Consider the following 16,399-nt stretch of genomic DNA (forward strand, 5'->3'; position numbering starts at 1 on the left):
GGGGCATTCTCATGTCATGACTGCATCGACGGGGACCCAGCAATCGAAGGCGTCCCGCATCGCCTGGGAGATCGCCGGGTGGGTGCTGGTGGTCGCCGGCATCGCGGCCCTCATCCTGCCCGGTCCCGGCCTGCTGCTGCTGGCGCTGGGCCTGTGGGCGCTGGCCAAGAACTACGCGTGGGCCGACCGTCTGCTCGACCCGGTCAAGCGTGCCGCGTACAAGGGGGCCGCAGAGGGGGTCCGCACCTGGCCGCGCATCATCATGTCGACGGTCCTGGCTCTGGTGCTCATCGGCCTCGGCATCCTCTGGGGCATCCGGCCGGCGGCGCCCGGGTGGTGGCCGCTGGCCGAGAAGTGGTGGCTGTTCGGCGGGTGGGGCACCGGCGTGTTCCTGATCTTCTCCGGTCTGCTGGCCCTCGGTCTGCTGGGGTGGAGCATGAAGAACTTCCGCTACGGCGACATGACGCTCGACCAGCTGTACGAGAAGCAGGATCTGCGATCCCGGCCAGGCGCGGGCCGCTGACCCTCACCGCACCGACGAATGATGGGCGGGCCCCCGATCGATCCGGGGGCCCGCCCATCTCCGTCTGCGCGGACGGTGTACCGCGGTCGATCAGTGGTGGTCGGCCGCCACGTACGGCCGCGGGGCCGGCAGACCCGCCCGTTCCCGGATGCCCGCGGACATCCGCTCGATGGACGCGAGGGCGCTGGCCACGTCGCCGGCCGACACCTCGAACGGCATGGAGTGGATCGTCTCCCCCGGCACCGTGGCCGCCTCGGCAATGATCGCGAGTGACGCCGCGTCATCGGCCCGCAGCCCGACCTCGGACAAGGTGTTGGGCAGGCCCACCCGGGTGGTGAACTCCACGAAGTCGCGGATGTCGCTGGACGGCGCGCCCTCCAGGACCAGTTGGGTCACCGAGCCGATGTTGACCTTCTGCCCGTGGGCCAGACCATGGGTCTGCGGCACGGCGGTCAGGCCGTTGTGGATGGCATGCGCGGCGGCGAGGCCACCCGACTCGAAGCCGAGGCCCGAGAGCAGCGTATTGGCCTCGATGACCTTCTCCACCGCCGGGGTCACCTGCTTGTCCTTGACCGCGTCGACCGCCTCGATGGCGTTCTCCCACAACACCTCCCAACTGAGCTTGGCCAGGGCGGTACCGGTGACCGTCGGCACACCGCCGGCCATCGTCTTGGAGTTCGACCGGGAGGTGGCCCGGGCCTCCAGCCAGGTGGCCAGCGCGTCGCCGACTCCGGCGATCAGCAGGCCGACCGGCGCATTGGCCACGACCTGGGAATCGACGAGCACCAGGTCGGGGTTGCGCGGGAAGAAGCGGTACTCCTCGAACTCACCGGTCTCGGTGTAGATCACCGACAGCGCACTGCAGGGCGCGTCGGTCGAGGCGACGGTCGGGCAATTGGCCCACCGAATGTCGGCGAGGAACCCGGCCGCCTTGACCGCGTCGATGGTGCTGCCGCCGCCGACGGCGATGGCGACATCGCTCCCGGTCTCCTTGATGACACCGACCAGGCGGTCGATCTCCTTGGCGCTGGGGATGCCGTTGAACTTCTCCCGGCGCACCGGCAGACCGGCGGCCTTGAGGGAGGCCTCGATGTCGTGGCCGACGAACCCCCACACCAGGTCGTCGGCGACGATCAGCGGTGCGTTGCCCAGCTGCTTGGCGTAGGTGCCCAGCTCCCGGATCGCCCCCTTGCCCTGCACGTAGCGGCCGGGACTGATCATGGTGCGCACGGCAGGGGTCACGAAAGCTCTCCTCGGTGACGGTGGACCTCGATGTCCGGTCGTCGGTGCCCTGGTCGGCGCCGACAGGGTCGACCTTCCCAAGATCGAAAGCTGCGCGGCCAGCGCCGTTGTCATCTGGTGAGAACACGGCGGCTGTGGCATCGATTCAGCGCCGCCGGGTCAGCCCCACCCCGACCAGACAGACCACTCCCCCGACGACGGCCAGCACCGGCGGCCATTCCTGCAGGACGAGAGCGGACAGCACGATGGTGATCGGCGGGACCAGGTAGGTGGTCACGCCGAGCCGACCGGCGTCCATCCGGGCCAAGGCGTAGGCCCACGTCACGAACGCGAAAGCCATCGGCACGACGCCCAGGTAGACGAGCCCGGCGATGGCTCCGGGATGGGCGGTGCGCAGGTCGTGGACGAGGGTCCCGGCGAACGGCAGACAGGCGGTGGCTCCGATGGCGCAGGCCAGGAACGTGACCTGCAGGGCGGGCAGTCGGCGGAGCGTCGGCTTCTGGGCGAGCACGCCGACGGCGTACGTCAGCGCGGCCGCGAGGGCGAGGGCGACCCCCCACAGGTCGGTCGAATCGGCGGTGCGGGTGCCCAGTCCGACGAGGACCGCGCCGGCGAAGGCCACCGCCGCCCCGACGATCAGCCACCGGGGAAAGCCCTCGCCCAGGAGGACCCCGGCCAGCAGGGCGATCAACACCGGGCCCACCCCGACGAGCAGGGCCGTGGTGCCGGCGTCCAGGCGCTGTTCGGCGGCGTTGAGCACGACGTTGTACGTCGCGAACCAGGCCAGACCGCAGAGGGCGATCAGCATCCACTCGCGGCGGGTCGGGCGGATCCACGTGCGGCGAATCGCCAGGAACGTCCCGAGCACGAGTGTTCCGATGCCCAGGCGGCCCAGGGCCAGCGCGCCCGGTGAGAGGTCGGTGCCGACCGCCCGGATGGCCACGAAGGCCGACGCCCAGGCCAACACGGTGAAGACGACGGCGCCGAGGGTCAGTCCCGCGCCACGGCCGACGGCGGGCGAGGCCGTCACAACGGCCGGAACGGGAGGGCGGGACAAGGACGGTTCGCTCACCCGCCCACCCTGTCACCCGCCGCAGCGGGAACGGGCGCGGTGGGCGGCCGAGCCTCAGTCCTCGTCGGGGCGGGGACGGCCGATGGCCGTGGCGGTCGCGCCGAGCACCATCCGGCGGCTGGTGTCCAGGACCGACTGCCAGAAGTCGAAGTACTGCGCGGCCAACACCAGCGGATCGAGCCAGCCGCCCGCCGACCAGGGCGTGGGACCGGGGCTCATCGTTCCGGCTCCGGGGGCCGGGCTACCGGCGTCGAGCATGACCCGCGGGGCCGGCGGCTTCCCCGGCCGGCCCGGGGCGGACGTCGGAGGCTCGGCGGCCGGGTCGGCGTGGTCGGAGACCGCGCGCAACCGGGCCGCGGCGGACGGACGGTCCGTCGCCGGCCCGTCGCCACCGAAGAGCGCCCCGAGCTGGGGCCGCTTGCGTGTCGCCATGTCCATCACTCCCGGGTCGCGCCGTCCCTGATCACGTCCACCGTCGGTCCGGTGGATGGTCGCCTCCACTGTCACACGGCGATGCCGGAACGCCGCGCGCGCTTGCCGGAGGTCCGGCCGATGGCGGCGGTGACCTCGTCCGCCAGGGCGGCGTAGTCCGCGGCCAACCCGATCACGGACGACTCCCGGGACAGCAGGGCCTGACCGTCGTCGGTGCTCGCGCCCGAACGCAGCCGGCCGATCCGGTCGGCGGTGTCACCCTGGTGGGCAGCTGCCAGCTCGTCGGGCAGCAGACCACGGCTGCGCATGTCGACCGCCGCGCTCTCCAGGTACCGGATGCTGGTGTCGAAGACCGGAGCGACGCCGCCGAGTGTCTCGTCCAGGGCGGCGCGGACCCGGCCGTGCAGGCGGGTGCTCCCCGGCCGCACCCCGAACAGGGCGACGCCCAGCAGGGTCAGACCGGGATTGACCCGGCGGGCGGCGGCGAACCGTTCGGCGACCACCACCAGACCGTCCAGGCTGGCATCGTCCGATCGCGTCGGGATGATGAGGTGGTCGGCGGCGGCGAAGACGAGGTCCTGGAGAACCGGTTCACCGGGCGGGGTGTCGACCAGGACGATGTCGTAGTCGCCCCGGCCGCGCGGTGACGCGGTGCCGAGCGCAGCACCCAGACCGGGCAGCGTCTGGCCGCGAGCCCCCCGCGCGGTGAAGGCGGCGCCGACGTCCCACAGGGCGGGGCCGCCGGGGACGACATCCAGCCGCTCGCGGACATCGCGCACCACGGTCAACGGCATCCCGTGGGTGATGGCCAGGGCCAGGGAGGTGCCGTCCTCGGACTCGTAACCGAGGTCGCGGGCCAGGTTGCCCTGCGGGTCGGTGTCGACGACGAGCACCCGGGATCCGGCGGCGGCCAGCCGGCCGGCCAGCGACGCGGTGAGCGTCGTCTTGCCCACGCCGCCCTTGCCGTTGGCGATCGCGATGACCCGTCGCATGGAGTACCTCCCGTTCGGCCCCCACGCCGACCACCGGCGGTGGCGGTCAGGGCGTGGCTGTGCGTGCCCATCGTCCCGGGTGGGACGCTCGAACGGGTGGTGCCACGCCGCTCCCGGCCCGCCCACCTGCGCCGATCGGGGCCAGGAACGACCGAGAGACCCGTCGATGGCGGTTCGACGGGTCTCTCGGATGGTGCGGCGGGGAAGGTCACGCCGCCCGCAGGGGCGCGGACGGCTCAGCGGACGATCAGGCCTTGGCCTGCATGCTGGACCGGGCCGGGTTGGCCTGCTCGGCCGCCTTCGGGTCCTTCTCGTCCTGCTTGGCGCGCACGCCCTGCTCGATACGGTCGCCGATGTTCTTGTCGACGTTGCGCCAGTAGTCGAACGCCCGGAGCAGAATCGGCTCCTTCACACCGTTCAGCAGGTGCCCGACGACATTGTCGACCAGGCGGTCCCGCTGGGCGTCGTCGAACACCTCCCGGACGAGAGTGCCGGCCTGGCCCCAGTCGTCGTCCTCGGCCCGCAGGGTGTAAGCGGTGCGGACCATCTCACCGTCGGCGTGCCAGGTGCCGCCGTCGTCAGTGCGACTCGGGTCGGCCTGCGGCCCGCCGTAGGAGTTGGGCGCGTAGACCGGGTCGGACACCGGGGTGATCCGCATGGCGCCGTCCTTGGAATAGCTGTGGACGGGCGACTTCGGCGCGTTGACCGGAATCTGCTTGTAGTTGACCCCGAGCCGGGCGCGGTGCGCGTCGGCGTAGGAGAACCCGCGGGCCAGCAGCATCTTGTCCGGCGACAGCCCGGTGCCGGGGACGGCGTTGTTGGGTTCGAACGCGGCCTGCTCGATCTGGCTGTGATAGTCGGTCGCGTTGCGGTTCAACGTGAGTCGTCCGACCTCCTGCAGCGGGTAGTCGCTGTGCGGCCACACCTTGGTCAGGTCGAACGGGTTGAACCGGTAGGTCTTCGCGTCCTCGAACGGCATGATCTGCATGTGCAGCGTCCAGCTGGGGAACTCCCCGGCCTCGATGTGCTCCCACAGATCCCGCTGGTGGTAATCGGTGTCGACCGCGGCCATCTGGTCGGCCTCGTCCTGGGTGAAGCACTCGATGCCCTGGTCGGTCTTGAAATGGTATTTCACCCAGTACTTGACGCCTTCAGCGTTGATCCACATATAGGTGTGGCTGCCGTAGCCGTTCATGTGCCGCCAGGTGCGCGGGATGCCGCGGTCGCCCATCAGCCAGGTGACCTGGTGGGCGGACTCGGGGACGAGGGTCCAGAAGTCCCACTGCATGTCGTGATCACGCAGGTTGTTGGAGGCACGCCGCTTCTGGGACCGGATGAAGTGCTGGAACTTCATCGGGTCGCGCAGGAAGAACACCGGGGTGTTGTTGCCGACGAGGTCGAGGTTGCCCTCCTCGGTGTACAGCTTGAGCGAGAAGCCGCGCGGATCGCGCCAGGTGTCGGGCGATCCCCGCTCCCCGGCGACGGTCGAGAAGCGGATCAGCGCCTCAGTTTTCACGCCGGGCTGGAAGACCGCGGCCCGGGTGAAGGCGCTGACGTCCTGCGTCACCTCGAAGTGCCCGAAGGCGCCGCCACCCTTGGCGTGCGGCTGGCGCTCGACGATGCGCTCACGGTTGAAGTTGGCCATCTGCTCGAGCAGGTAGTGGTCCTGCAGCAGCAGCGGACCGTCGGGTCCGAGGGACAGCGAATGCTGGTCGCTGGCGACCGGGATGCCGGCGTCGGTGGTGGTGGCGGGTCGTTCGGTGGCGGTCAAGTGCGTTGCCCTCCTGGTGGTGCGGTAGTTGGCGTCCGGTCGGCGGAACTGGCACAACCGCGGCACGGACGCCGATGTCGCGGTTCGGGTACGCCCTCGGCATCGAGGGCGGGGCTTCAGGGAGACGGGTCGGTGGCGGTTCGGGGAGCGGCGCAAGCGGCGCAGCGACCCCAGAACACGATCTCGGCCTCCTCGACGAGGAAGCCGTCCGATCCGACCGTCTCCCGGTCCTGGTCGGCCGGGTGCAGGCACGGCGCGGCGCCGATGGCGCAGTCGACGTCCGCGGTGTGCCCGCAGATCCGGCAGATGAGGTGGTGGTGGTTGTCGCCCGTGCGGGTCTCGTACCGGGCCGGCGAACCGGCCGGCTCGATGCGGCGGAGCAGACCAGCGGTCACCCCGGCGCTGAGGACGTCGTAAACGGCCTGCCGCGAGATGCGCGCCCCGGGAGCGGTCGGCTCGGCCACCGCCGTCCGGCCCGGCGCCACCAGGTCCAGCACCTGATCGGCGGTGCTGTGCGGATGGTCGGCCACGACTCGCAGGACGGCGAGCCGCTGACTGGTGACCCGCAGTCCGGCCCGGCGCAGGCGGTCCGCGAGATCCGGCATGGCCGTCTCCCGCACACCGTCGGTGCCGAAGGTCTGACTGTGGGCTGTCATCGAGACCAGCTGACCATCTTTTCTGGACTGAGTCAAGAAAAGCGCCGGACGCTCATCGAACTCACCGGGCGGGCAGGTGCCGCCCCCACCAGTCGAGGATGACCTCGAACCGCTGCCGTCGGTGGCGGGGTCGGCCGCTGCGCGAGAGTTCGTGTCCCTCACCGGGGAACAGCACCATCTCCACCGGTACGCCCCGTCGCCGCAGCGACACGAACAGCCGCTGGGCCTGCTCCACCGGGCACCGCCAGTCGTGCTCGGAGTGCACGATCAACAGTGGCCGGTCGATCGCGTCCGCCGCGGCCAGGGGCGATGCCGCCCACTGGGTGTCACGCTCGGCCCCCACGTAGGTGTCGGTGAAGTACCACCCGATGTCGCTGCTGCCGGCGAACGAGTCCCACGCGTTCACCGCCCGCTCGCTGATGCCGGCGACGAACCGATCGGCGGCGTGCCCGAGCAGCCAGCTGGTCATGAAGCCGCCGTAGGAGCCGCCCATCACCCCGACCCGATCCGCCGCACAGTCGGGCCGCGCCCGCACGACGTCGAGCAGCGCGAGCAGATCATCGGCGTCGACAGTCCCCAGCCGGTGCAGCACGGCGCGGGCGTGCGCCTGCCCGTATCCGGCCGAGCCCCGGGGGTTGCCCAGCACCACCGCGTACCCGGCGGACGCGTAGACCTGGGCCTCGTCGAAGAAGGCGGCCGAGTACGCGGCGTGCGGCCCACCGTGGACGACCACCAGCACCGGGTGCGGGCCCGGACCGGGGGGAAGGACCAGGAAACCGTGCACCGGGTACCCGTCGGGCGCGGTGGCCTCGATCTCCTGCAGCGGGCACACACCGCGCCGGTCGCGTAACTCGGCCCCGAAGTCGGTCAGCACCGCCTCCCGGCCGTCGGTACCGACCAGGACCACCTCGCCCGTCGACGACGGGTCGGCGACGACCACGGCCAGGGCGCCGTCCCGAGCCGCGAAGGAGCGCACCAACCGGCCCCGACCGGCGATCTCAGCCAGATCGTCCATTGTGCGGGCAATGTCGGGATCGAACGGCACGGCCCGCACCGACACCGTCCCCCGGTGCAGGGCGGCGACCAGCACGCGGTCACCGACCGGGACGGCCATTCCGGCAGCCGGGTCCAGGTCCACCGTCTCCTCGTCGGTCAGTCGTCGCACCACCCGACCGTCGACCGGATCGGCCCCGACGGCGGCCCACCAGAGCCCGGTGGTCCGGGCGGCCGCATCGTTGCGGGTGAAAGCGGCGCCGTAGTAGAGGATCCCGCCCGCGTGCGGAACCGGCCGGGCCGCCGAGCCCGCCGCCCGGACGACCGGTCTCCCGACCCCCGGGGCCGCATCGACCGTGATCGTCGCGATCTCGTCGGTCAGCTCGTCGAGCCCGGTCGGGCGCACGTAGAAGACGGTGCTGGAGTCGGGGCCGACCACCGGATCGCGCACCCCGAGGGGCTCGTCCGTGAGCTGCCGTACCGGTGCCCCCGGCGACTCCTCATCCAGCTCGACGACGAACAGTTGCGGCAGGCGGTCCAGCACGAAACCGGTGCCGTCCGCGCGGTAGGTGAACCGGTCGATCCGCCGACCGGGTTCGGCGTCGGCACCGACGTCCGGATCGGTGCCGTACCGGCCGGGCTCCGGAACGGCCGCCGGGTACACGAAACGGCGACCGTCCGGCGAGAAGACGGGGACTCCCGCACCGAGCGGATGGTCGGTCAGCCGGCGCGCCTCGCCGCCGTCGAGCGGCAGGGCGTGCAGCTGTGGGTGGCCGTCCGCGCCGCTCGCTCCCGGGTCCACCGTCCGTCGGAAGATCAGCAGGCGACCGTCCGGGGACGTCACCGGGTCGGTGTCCACCGGGCCGTCGGTGAGGGCGACGGCGCGACCGGTGGACCGGGCGGGCGGACCGTCACCCGGCCGCAGCCGCACGATGCGGGAGGTGTTCCGGTCGGCCGTCAGGTCCGGGACGGACAGCGCGACCAGGACGGCGCCGTCCACGGTCAGGGCCGGCGGGCCGGGGGTGCGGAGCAGGTCGAGATCGTCGGGTTCCACTGCACCGACGGTAACCGCGGCCCGGACCCGCGGTCAGCCGGACCGGCGGAAAGTCGTTCCCAGACCACCCAGACCCTCCAGTTCGCCGTCCCGGCGCAGGATCTGGGCGACCACCCGCATCAGCATCACGCCGGAGAACACCAGGCCGAGCCAGCCGACCACCCGCAGCGCGTCGAGCCCGATGTTGTCCTGCGCGGGGTCCGCGGCGATCGCCGCGCCGACCAGCAGCACCGACGACGCCACCAGCCCGAGGCCGGCGATGACGGTGAAGAGCGCCTGGTCGATCCACCGGGTGACCTGGCTCTGGGTCCGCCCGGCGACCGGGTCCAGCTGGACGTGCAACCGGCCGGACCGGACCTGCAGGCCGATGTCCTCCACCAGCGCCGGCAGGGCCCGCAGCGACGGCAGAGCCCGCAGGAACTCGGCCTGGGCGACCGCGCGCACGTCTCCCTGGGACTTCATCGCGGTGCCCAGTTGCTTGGACGCGGCCGCCGCGGTGTCCAGGCCGGGGTCCAGGGTGCGCAGGGTGCCCTCGAGCGTGAGCAGCGCCCTGGCGAGGACGGTGAAGGTGGCGGGAACCGGCAGCTCGTGCCGGCGCATGACGTCGATGATCTCCTGCAGGCCCTTGGGGTCGAACCCGCCGGCGCGGAGCCGCTCACTGAGCACGACGCTGATCTCGGCCTCGAGGGCCTGCGGGTCCAGACCGTCGGCCGCGGAACCGGCCAGCACCCGTAGCGCCCGGGCCAGCAGGGCCGGTTCCCGCGTCATCAGGCCCGCGCCCATCAGACGGAGCGCGTCCATGCTGACCGGGTCGACCAGCCCGACCGCGCCGAAGTCGATGAGCCACAGACCGCCGTCCGGGTCGATGAGGATGTTTCCCGGGTGCGGGTCGGCGTGATACACACCCGCGTTCATCAGCTGCTCGAGGAAGGTGCCGAGCAGATCGGCCGCCAGGACCGCGCGGTCGACTCCGGTGGCGTCCACCGCAGCGGCGTCCGAGACCGGCCGGCCGTTCACCCGCTGCATGACCAGCAGCCCATCGGTGGAGTACTCGGAGTAGACCGCCGGGATCTTCACCCGACCGGCCGGAGTCGCCCCGGCCAGGGTCCGGGAGTTGCCCGCCTCGTGGATGTAGGACAGCTCCTGCTGCACGGAGCGGATGAGCTCCTCGGAGATCCCCTTCAGGCCGATCGAGCGCGCCGCCTCCGAGCGGCGCAGCAGCGCCCGGGTGCCCCACCGCAGCACGGCCGAGTCGCGGGCCACACCCACCTCGACGTCCGGGCGGCGGACCTTGACGACCACCTGACGGCCGTCGACCAGCTCGGCCAGGTGGGTCTGCCCGATGGAAGCGGCGGCCAGCGGCTGGTTGGAGAACGAGGCGAAGGTCCGTTCCAGTGGCCCGTCCAGTTCGTCGTCCAGGATGCGGCGGACGGCCTCCCACGACACCGGGGCGACGTTGGCCTGCAGCTCGCTGAGCGCGTCGACCAGGGGCGCGGGCAGGACGTCGCTGCGGGTCGAGGCGATCTGCCCGAACTTGATGAACATGCCCCCGCAGTCCTGCAGGAACATCTTGACCCGCAGCGCGTTCTCCGGGTTGGCCAGGGCCGACCGGTTGGTGACCCGGGTGCCGACCCCGTTGCGCCGCGCGATCCGCGCCACGTCGAACAACCGGCCGCCGACGGTGAAGAACGTGCGGACGCGGGTGCGCAGGCGGGGCCGGGGCCCGGTGCGGCGCGGTCGCAGCAGCACGTCCAGCACGATGCTCAGGACCATCGTGACGAGCAGCGAGAACCCGAAGCCGACGGTGAGCAGATCGGTCGCGTCGATGGGCCTTTCACCCTGCAGGATCAGCACGCCCAGGGCGAGGCCGACGAGGCTGCCAATCAGTCCGGCGATGGTGGCCCGTAACCACCCGCGCCGCACGCCGAGGATGCGGCCGGAGACCACCCCGACCAACAGGACGTAGACGATCGCCCAGAACACTTCCCACACGGAGTCGAATTCGATGACCACCCGGTCAGCGTCGCTGCCCGTACGGGCGCTGTCCACCGACCCGGGTCCACTCTCATCCGGGCGTGTTACGTGATCCGGTTCGCGGCGACGTCCAGCGATCTGCGTGCCAAGCTGCACGGCAGGATCGAGCGAGCGGAGCGGACGGATGTCCTCATCGGAACGGGAACGCGAGCAGGCGGCGGCTGCGGAACCGGTCGCCGGGGGCGACCTTCCCAAGCTGTCGAAGAAGGCCTACGAGAAGGAGGTCCAGCGACTGCAGGCCGACCTCGTCTCCATGCAGCAGTGGATCAAGGAGACCGGCTTCCGCCTGGTGGTGATCTTCGAGGGACGCGACGCGGCCGGCAAGGGCTCGGCCATCAAACGCATCACCGAGTACCTCAACCCCCGGACCGCCCGGATCGTCGCGCTGCCCGCCCCGACCGAACGACAGAAGACGCAGTGGTACTTCCAGCGGTACGTCGAGCATCTGCCCGCGGCCGGGGAGATCGTCCTGATGGACCGCAGCTGGTACAACCGCGCCGGGGTCGAACGGGTCATGGGTTTCTGTACCACCGCCGAGTACCGCCGCTTCCTGCAGCAGGCGCCCATCTTCGAACGGCTGCTGGTGCAGGACGGCATCCTGCTGGTCAAGTACTGGTTCTCGGTGTCCGATGTCGAGCAGGAGAAGCGGTTCCGCTCCCGGCAGACCGACCCGATGCGTCGCTGGAAACTCTCCCCGATGGACGTCCAGTCCATCTCCCGCTGGGCCGACTACTCCCGGGCCAAGGACGAGATGTTCATCCACACCGACATCGCCGAGGCGCCCTGGTACACCGTGGAGAGCGAGGACAAGAAGCGTTCCCGGATCAACGTGATGTCGCACCTGCTCTCGATCGTGCCGTGGGAACCCCGGGAACCCCCGGTCGTCGACATCCCGCACCGGCCGGAGAGTGTCGAGTACCAACGCCCGCCGCGCTCGGAGTTCACCTACGTGCCGGACGTCGCCTCTCGGCTGGTCAGGGACGGCAAGTAGGACCCCGGACCGCCGGCACGGTAGGAACGGCGTGTGCTCCTGCATCTGCGCGTGACCTGCCCGACCGACCGCAGCGACGAGGTGCGGGCACTGTTCGAGGCCGATCCCGGCACCGCCCACCTCGCGGTGGTGCCCGGCGGTTCGGTGGTGCCGCCGGGCGACCTGTTCCTCGCCGACGTGGCCCGGGAAGCGGCCGACGGCCTCGTCCGCCGGTTGCGGGACCTGCACGTCGACCGGGACGGCGGCATCGCCCTGGAGTCGGTGGACACCGCGGTGTCCCGCAGCGCCGAGGTCGCCGAGGACCGTGCCCCCGGGGACGGCGCCGATGCCGTGGTCTGGGAACAGGTGGTGCGCACCACGGCCTCCGACAGCACGCTGTCGGTGGCTTACGTCGCCTTCCTGACCATCGCCACGCTGCTGGCGGCGGTGGCCATCGTCAACGACTCGGCGATCCTGGTCATCGGCGCGATGGTGCTCGGACCGGAGTTCGCTCCGATCGCGGCGCTCGCCGTGGCGGTGGTCGGCGGCCGCCGGTCGATCGCCCGGCAGGCGCTGGTGACGCTGGTGGCGGGCTTCGCCATCGCCATCGGCGTCACCGCGCTCGTGGCGCTGCTCGGGCGGGTCGCCGGCTGGTACGGCAGCGACCTACTGGCGGCCGACCGGCCGGCCACCGGGTTCATCACCCAGCCCGACCGCTGGTCGGTGGTGGTCGCCGTACTGGCCGGCATCGCCGGCGTGCTGTCGTTGACCTCGGCCAAGTCGGGCGCGCTGGTCGGGGTGTTCATCTCGGTGACCACGGTGCCGGCCGCCGGCGACATCGCCCTGTCGTTGGCCCTCGGCGACGGTCGCGAGGTGGGCGAGGCGGCCGCGCAGCTGGGGATCAACCTGGTCGGCATCCTGCTGGCCGCGTTGGCGACCCTGGCCGTCCAGCGCGCGGTCTGGCGCCGGGTGCCCCGGGTCGTGCCGGACGTCCCCCGTCCCCGGCGGTGACGGACCCGACCGGTCAGATGGCCATCGCGGACAGCACGTCGACCGCGGCGCCCGCCCCACCGGCACCGGACGAGGAGATCCGCCCGGACGCCAGGACGCAGTACACCGACGCGGCGCCGAGCGCGAACCCGACGTGCTGCTCGACCAGCAGCACCGACAGCCCCCCACGGCTGGTGAGATCCAGGATGGTCTGCTCGATCTCGGCGACCACCGACGGTTGGATGCCCTCGGTCGGCTCGTCCAGGATGAGCATGCGCGGCTCGGTGATGAGTGCCCGGGCGATGGCCAGCTGCTGACGCTGACCGCCGGAGAGCAGGCCGGCCTTGCGGGACAGCAGCCCCTTCAGGGCCGGGAACAGATCCAGCGCCTCGCCGATGAGCTCTGTGCCGCGGGCCCGGCCGTCGGCGACCAGTTGCAGGTTCTCGGCCGTGGTCAGCTGGCCGAACGACTGCTGGCCCTGCGGCACGTAGGCCAGACCGCGGGCGACCCGCTGATTGGGGGCGAGCCTGGTGACGTCCTCGCCGTCCAGCAGCACCCGCCCGGACCGCACCTTCAGCAGCCCAACCGCGGCCCGCAGCAGGGTCGTCTTGCCGGCCCCGTTGTGGCCCATCACCGCGGCCACCCCGTCCTTCGGGACGGTCAGGCTGACCCCGTGGATGACGTCGGTGCGGCCGTAGCCGACGTGCACGTCCTGCAGTTCCAGCATCAGCCGGTCCCCTCGCTCCGGCCGACCCCGGCGGACGCCTGCGCGCCGGCACCGTGGTCGGTGACCTCGACCAGTTCCTCGACCTGCGCGGCCTGCGCGGCGATCAGCGCCGCGGCGTCCTCGGTGGGCGCACCCGCGGCGTGGGCCGCGGTGCCCAGGTAGACCTCCTGCACCTTCGGGTCGGCCTGGACCTGCGCGACGGTGCCCTCGGACAGCACCTTGCCGGCCGCCAGCACGGTCACCGACTTGGCGAACGCGCGCATGAAGTCCATGTCGTGTTCGACGATGACGACGGTCCGCTCCTGCGCGATGCGCTGCAGCAGCCGACCGGTCTGGTCGCGTTCGTCGGCGCTCATGCCGGCGACCGGCTCGTCGAGCAACAGCAGCTGAGCGTTCTGGACCAGCAGCATCCCGATCTCCAGCCACTGCTTCTGGCCGTGCGCGAGGATGCCGGCCGGGGTGTCGGCCAGCTCGGTCAGGCCGATGGTCTCCAGCGCCTCGGCGACGGTCGGGGGTACCCCGCGGCGGCGACGCAGCAGCGACAGGGGCCCCCGGCCGGCGCCGGCGGCGATGTCGAGGTTCTGGACGACAGTGAGTTTCTCGAACACGGTGGCGGTCTGGAAGGTGCGGCCCACGCCCATCCGGGCGATGCGGTGCACCTTCCGGCCGGACAGCTGCTGTCCGGCGAACTCGACGTAGCCGGTCGACGGGACCAGCCCACTGACCGCGTCGACCAGCGTGGTCTTGCCCGCGCCGTTCGGGCCGATGAGAAAGCGCAGGTCGCCCTTCAGGACGGTCAGATTGACCTTGTCGACGGCCACGAATCCGTCGAAAGTGACCGTCACATCGGTGATCTGGAGATAATCGGTGGCCATCAGGCGGGTCCCTTCACCATCGCGGCGTCACTCACGCCGGGGGCGTCGGCCGCGACCGGGCCGCCGGGATCAGGCGGGCCGGAGCGGTGGCGGCCGGCCAGCCGGTCCCGCAGGCCCGTCAGGCCACCGCCCAGCGAGGCCAGCCCACCGGGCAGGAACGCGACGACGAGCATGAACAACGCACCCTGGAAATAGACCCAGAACGACGGGAAGCTCTCGGACAGACTGGTTTCCAGCCAGGCGACCGCGATCGTGCCGAGCACCGGCCCGAACAGGGTGGTGCGGCCGCCGATGGCGACGCCGATGAGCATGCCGATCGACGGGACGATGCCGACGTCGGCCGGCGAGATGATGCCGACGATCACCGTGAACAGCGCGCCGGCGATCCCGGCCATCACCGCGGCGATGACGTAGGCGACCGTCTTGACGTTCGCCGGGTCGTAGCCCAGGAAGCGGACGCGTTCCTCACTGTCGCGGCAGGCGACCAGCAGCTCGCCGTACCGGCTGGTCATGAGCTGCCAGGTGAGCGCCATCATCACGAGCAGGACGATGGCGATGAGGAAGTAGACCATCTGCCGGTTGGCCGGGTCACTCAGGTCGTAGCCGAAGAACGACCGGAACCCGTTGAGCCCGTTGGTGCCTCCCGTGGTGGCCTGGTTGCCGATCAGCAGGATGGCGAACGCGGCCGCCAGCGCCTGCGACAGGATCGCGAAGTAGGCGCCGCGGACCTTGCGCTTGAAGGTGGCCAGGCCCAGCACAACGGCGAGCACGGCCGGGACGAGCGGGATCGCGAGCAGCGTCACGACGCCGCTGCGGAACGGCTCCCACCAGCCCGGCACCTGACCGGACCCGTAGAGCTGCAGGAAGTCCGGGACGCCGGACGGGCCGGCGTCGTCCAGCTTCATGTGCATCGCCATCACGTAACCACCGAGACCGAAGAAGACACCCTGGCCGAGGGTGAGCATGCCGCCCCGCCCCCAGGCCAGGCCGATCCCGACGGCGACGATCGCGAAGCACAGGTACTTGCCGAGCAGGCCGAGCCGGAAGTCGCTGAGCAGCGCGGGGGCGACCCCGAGCAGCAGGACGGCCAGCACGGCCAGCCCGATCCACACCCGGGTGGAGGACGAGGTCAGCAGCTTAATCACGCCAGGCTCCGGGTCCGCACGTTGACGATGCCCTGCGGCCGTACCTGCAGGAAGATCACGATGGCGACGAACACGAGCACCTTGGCGATCGACGCCGACGTCTCGTACTCGAACCCGGCCCGCAGCAGGCCGAGCGCGAAGGCGGCGATGACGGCGCCCTTGATCTGGCCGATGCCGCCGACCACGACGACCAGGAAGGCGTCGATGACGTAGTTGGTGCCCAGGGTGGGGCCGATCGAGCCGACCTGGGAGAGCGCGACACCGGCGATCCCGGCCAGGCCGGAGCCCAGGAAGAAGGTCATCCGGTCGGTGGATCGGGTGGAGATGCCCGAGGTCTCGGCCAGTGGGCGGTTCTGCACGGTGGCCCGGATGCGCCGGCCGAGCGACGTGCGGACCAGCACCAGGGTCAGCCCGATCACCGCGGCCAGCGACAGCGCCAGGATGAACAACCGGGACAGCGGCAGCGCGACTCCGAAGAAACTGACCGAGCCGGACAGGAACGACGGTGCCGGCACGTCCACGTTGGGCGCCCCGAACACGTCCCGCGCGACCTGCTGCAGGATCAGGGCGACACCCCAGGTGACCAGCAGGGTGTCGAGCGGCCGGTCGTACATCCGGCGCAGCAGGGTGGCCTCCAGCACGACGCCCAGCAGGCCGGCCAGCGCGAACGCGACCGGCAGCGAGATCAGCAGCGAGACACCGGGATTGGTGAAGACGAACTGCATCACGTAGGCGGTGTAGGCGCCGGCCATGATGAACTCGCCCTGCGCCATGTTGATCACCCCCATCTGACCGAACGTCAGCACGAGACCAAGGGCGATCAGCAGCAGGATCGAGCCGACCGACAGGCCGGCGAACACCTGGGAGATCAGCGTCTCCATGCGGGTGTCCTTTCTCCAGGGGGCAGGGCGCGAACAGGGGCG

General features: G+C 71.3%; 15 protein-coding genes. 3 read left to right on the forward strand and 12 right to left on the reverse strand.

The features are described from left to right. Positions 1-16: 16 nt before the first annotated feature. Positions 17-523 carry a PGPGW domain-containing protein gene (locus tag FDO65_RS06565; RefSeq protein ID WP_137448575.1) on the forward strand — a complete coding sequence of 169 codons (507 nt, stop codon included), beginning with the start codon at positions 17-19 and terminating at the stop codon, positions 521-523. 90 nt (positions 524-613) lie between these two features. On the opposite strand, the gene FDO65_RS06570 is transcribed toward FDO65_RS06565, so the two are convergent. The 8 genes from FDO65_RS06570 to FDO65_RS06605 form a co-directional block, all read right to left on the reverse strand. Further along, positions 614-1,744, reverse strand: a complete 1,131-nt coding sequence (locus FDO65_RS06570) for a glycerol dehydrogenase (protein WP_137449551.1) — start codon at positions 1,742-1,744, stop codon at positions 614-616. Between the two features lie 166 nt (positions 1,745-1,910). Continuing rightward, complete coding sequence (locus tag FDO65_RS06575; protein ID WP_137449553.1) at positions 1,911-2,795, reverse strand: DMT family transporter; 885 nt, start codon at positions 2,793-2,795, stop codon at positions 1,911-1,913. Positions 2,796-2,891: 96 nt separating this feature from the next. Next, positions 2,892-3,269, reverse strand: a complete 378-nt coding sequence (locus FDO65_RS06580) for a hypothetical protein (protein ID WP_137448576.1) — start codon at positions 3,267-3,269, stop codon at positions 2,892-2,894. Between the two features lie 71 nt (positions 3,270-3,340). Further along, positions 3,341-4,261, reverse strand: coding sequence for a ParA family protein (locus FDO65_RS06585; RefSeq protein ID WP_137448577.1), 921 nt, complete (start codon positions 4,259-4,261; stop codon positions 3,341-3,343). 247 nt (positions 4,262-4,508) lie between these two features. Continuing rightward, positions 4,509-6,032: a catalase gene (locus tag FDO65_RS06590; protein WP_137448578.1), complete on the reverse strand. Its 1,524-nt coding sequence runs from the start codon at positions 6,030-6,032 to the stop codon at positions 4,509-4,511. Positions 6,033-6,148: 116 nt separating this feature from the next. Continuing rightward, positions 6,149-6,637: a Fur family transcriptional regulator gene (locus FDO65_RS06595; RefSeq protein WP_137449555.1), complete on the reverse strand. Its 489-nt coding sequence runs from the start codon at positions 6,635-6,637 to the stop codon at positions 6,149-6,151. Positions 6,638-6,749: 112 nt separating this feature from the next. After that, the gene (locus FDO65_RS06600; protein WP_137448579.1) at positions 6,750-8,735 is read right to left on the reverse strand and encodes a S9 family peptidase; all 1,986 of its coding nucleotides are present in this window, start codon (positions 8,733-8,735) and stop codon (positions 6,750-6,752) included. Positions 8,736-8,768: 33 nt separating this feature from the next. Next, the gene (locus tag FDO65_RS06605) at positions 8,769-10,748 is read right to left on the reverse strand and encodes an ABC1 kinase family protein (RefSeq protein ID WP_137448580.1); all 1,980 of its coding nucleotides are present in this window, start codon (positions 10,746-10,748) and stop codon (positions 8,769-8,771) included. 145 nt (positions 10,749-10,893) lie between these two features. Here FDO65_RS06605 and ppk2 point away from each other — a divergent pair, with 145 nt between their 5' ends. Beyond that, entirely contained in the window at positions 10,894-11,760 is an 867-nt protein-coding gene (gene ppk2, locus FDO65_RS06610) for a polyphosphate kinase 2 (protein WP_137448581.1), read from the forward strand. A 33-nt stretch (positions 11,761-11,793) separates the two neighbouring features. Next, positions 11,794-12,750 carry a DUF389 domain-containing protein gene (locus tag FDO65_RS06615; protein WP_137448582.1) on the forward strand — a complete coding sequence of 319 codons (957 nt, stop codon included), beginning with the start codon at positions 11,794-11,796 and terminating at the stop codon, positions 12,748-12,750. 13 nt (positions 12,751-12,763) lie between these two features. Here the strand turns inward: FDO65_RS06615 and urtE are convergent, their stop codons facing one another. From urtE to urtB, 4 genes are read right to left on the reverse strand one after another with little or no spacing between them, the layout of a single operon-like run. Then, positions 12,764-13,456, reverse strand: a complete 693-nt coding sequence (gene urtE / locus FDO65_RS06620; RefSeq protein ID WP_137448583.1) for an urea ABC transporter ATP-binding subunit UrtE — start codon at positions 13,454-13,456, stop codon at positions 12,764-12,766. Next, complete coding sequence (urtD, locus tag FDO65_RS06625; RefSeq protein WP_137448584.1) at positions 13,456-14,331, reverse strand: urea ABC transporter ATP-binding protein UrtD; 876 nt, start codon at positions 14,329-14,331, stop codon at positions 13,456-13,458. Before urtD ends, urtE begins: the two co-directional genes overlap by 1 nt. Further along, positions 14,331-15,473, reverse strand: coding sequence for an urea ABC transporter permease subunit UrtC (gene urtC, locus FDO65_RS06630; protein ID WP_137449557.1), 1,143 nt, complete (start codon positions 15,471-15,473; stop codon positions 14,331-14,333). The genes urtD and urtC overlap by 1 nt, the downstream gene beginning before the upstream one ends. Next, on the reverse strand, positions 15,473-16,357 hold the full coding sequence (urtB, locus tag FDO65_RS06635) for an urea ABC transporter permease subunit UrtB (protein WP_137448585.1): 885 nt from the start codon (positions 16,355-16,357) through the stop codon (positions 15,473-15,475). Before urtB ends, urtC begins: the two co-directional genes overlap by 1 nt. Between the last annotated feature and the right edge of the window lie 42 nt (positions 16,358-16,399).

This window comes from Nakamurella flava (assembly GCF_005298075.1).
GTDB lineage: Bacteria > Actinomycetota > Actinomycetes > Mycobacteriales > Nakamurellaceae > Nakamurella > Nakamurella flava.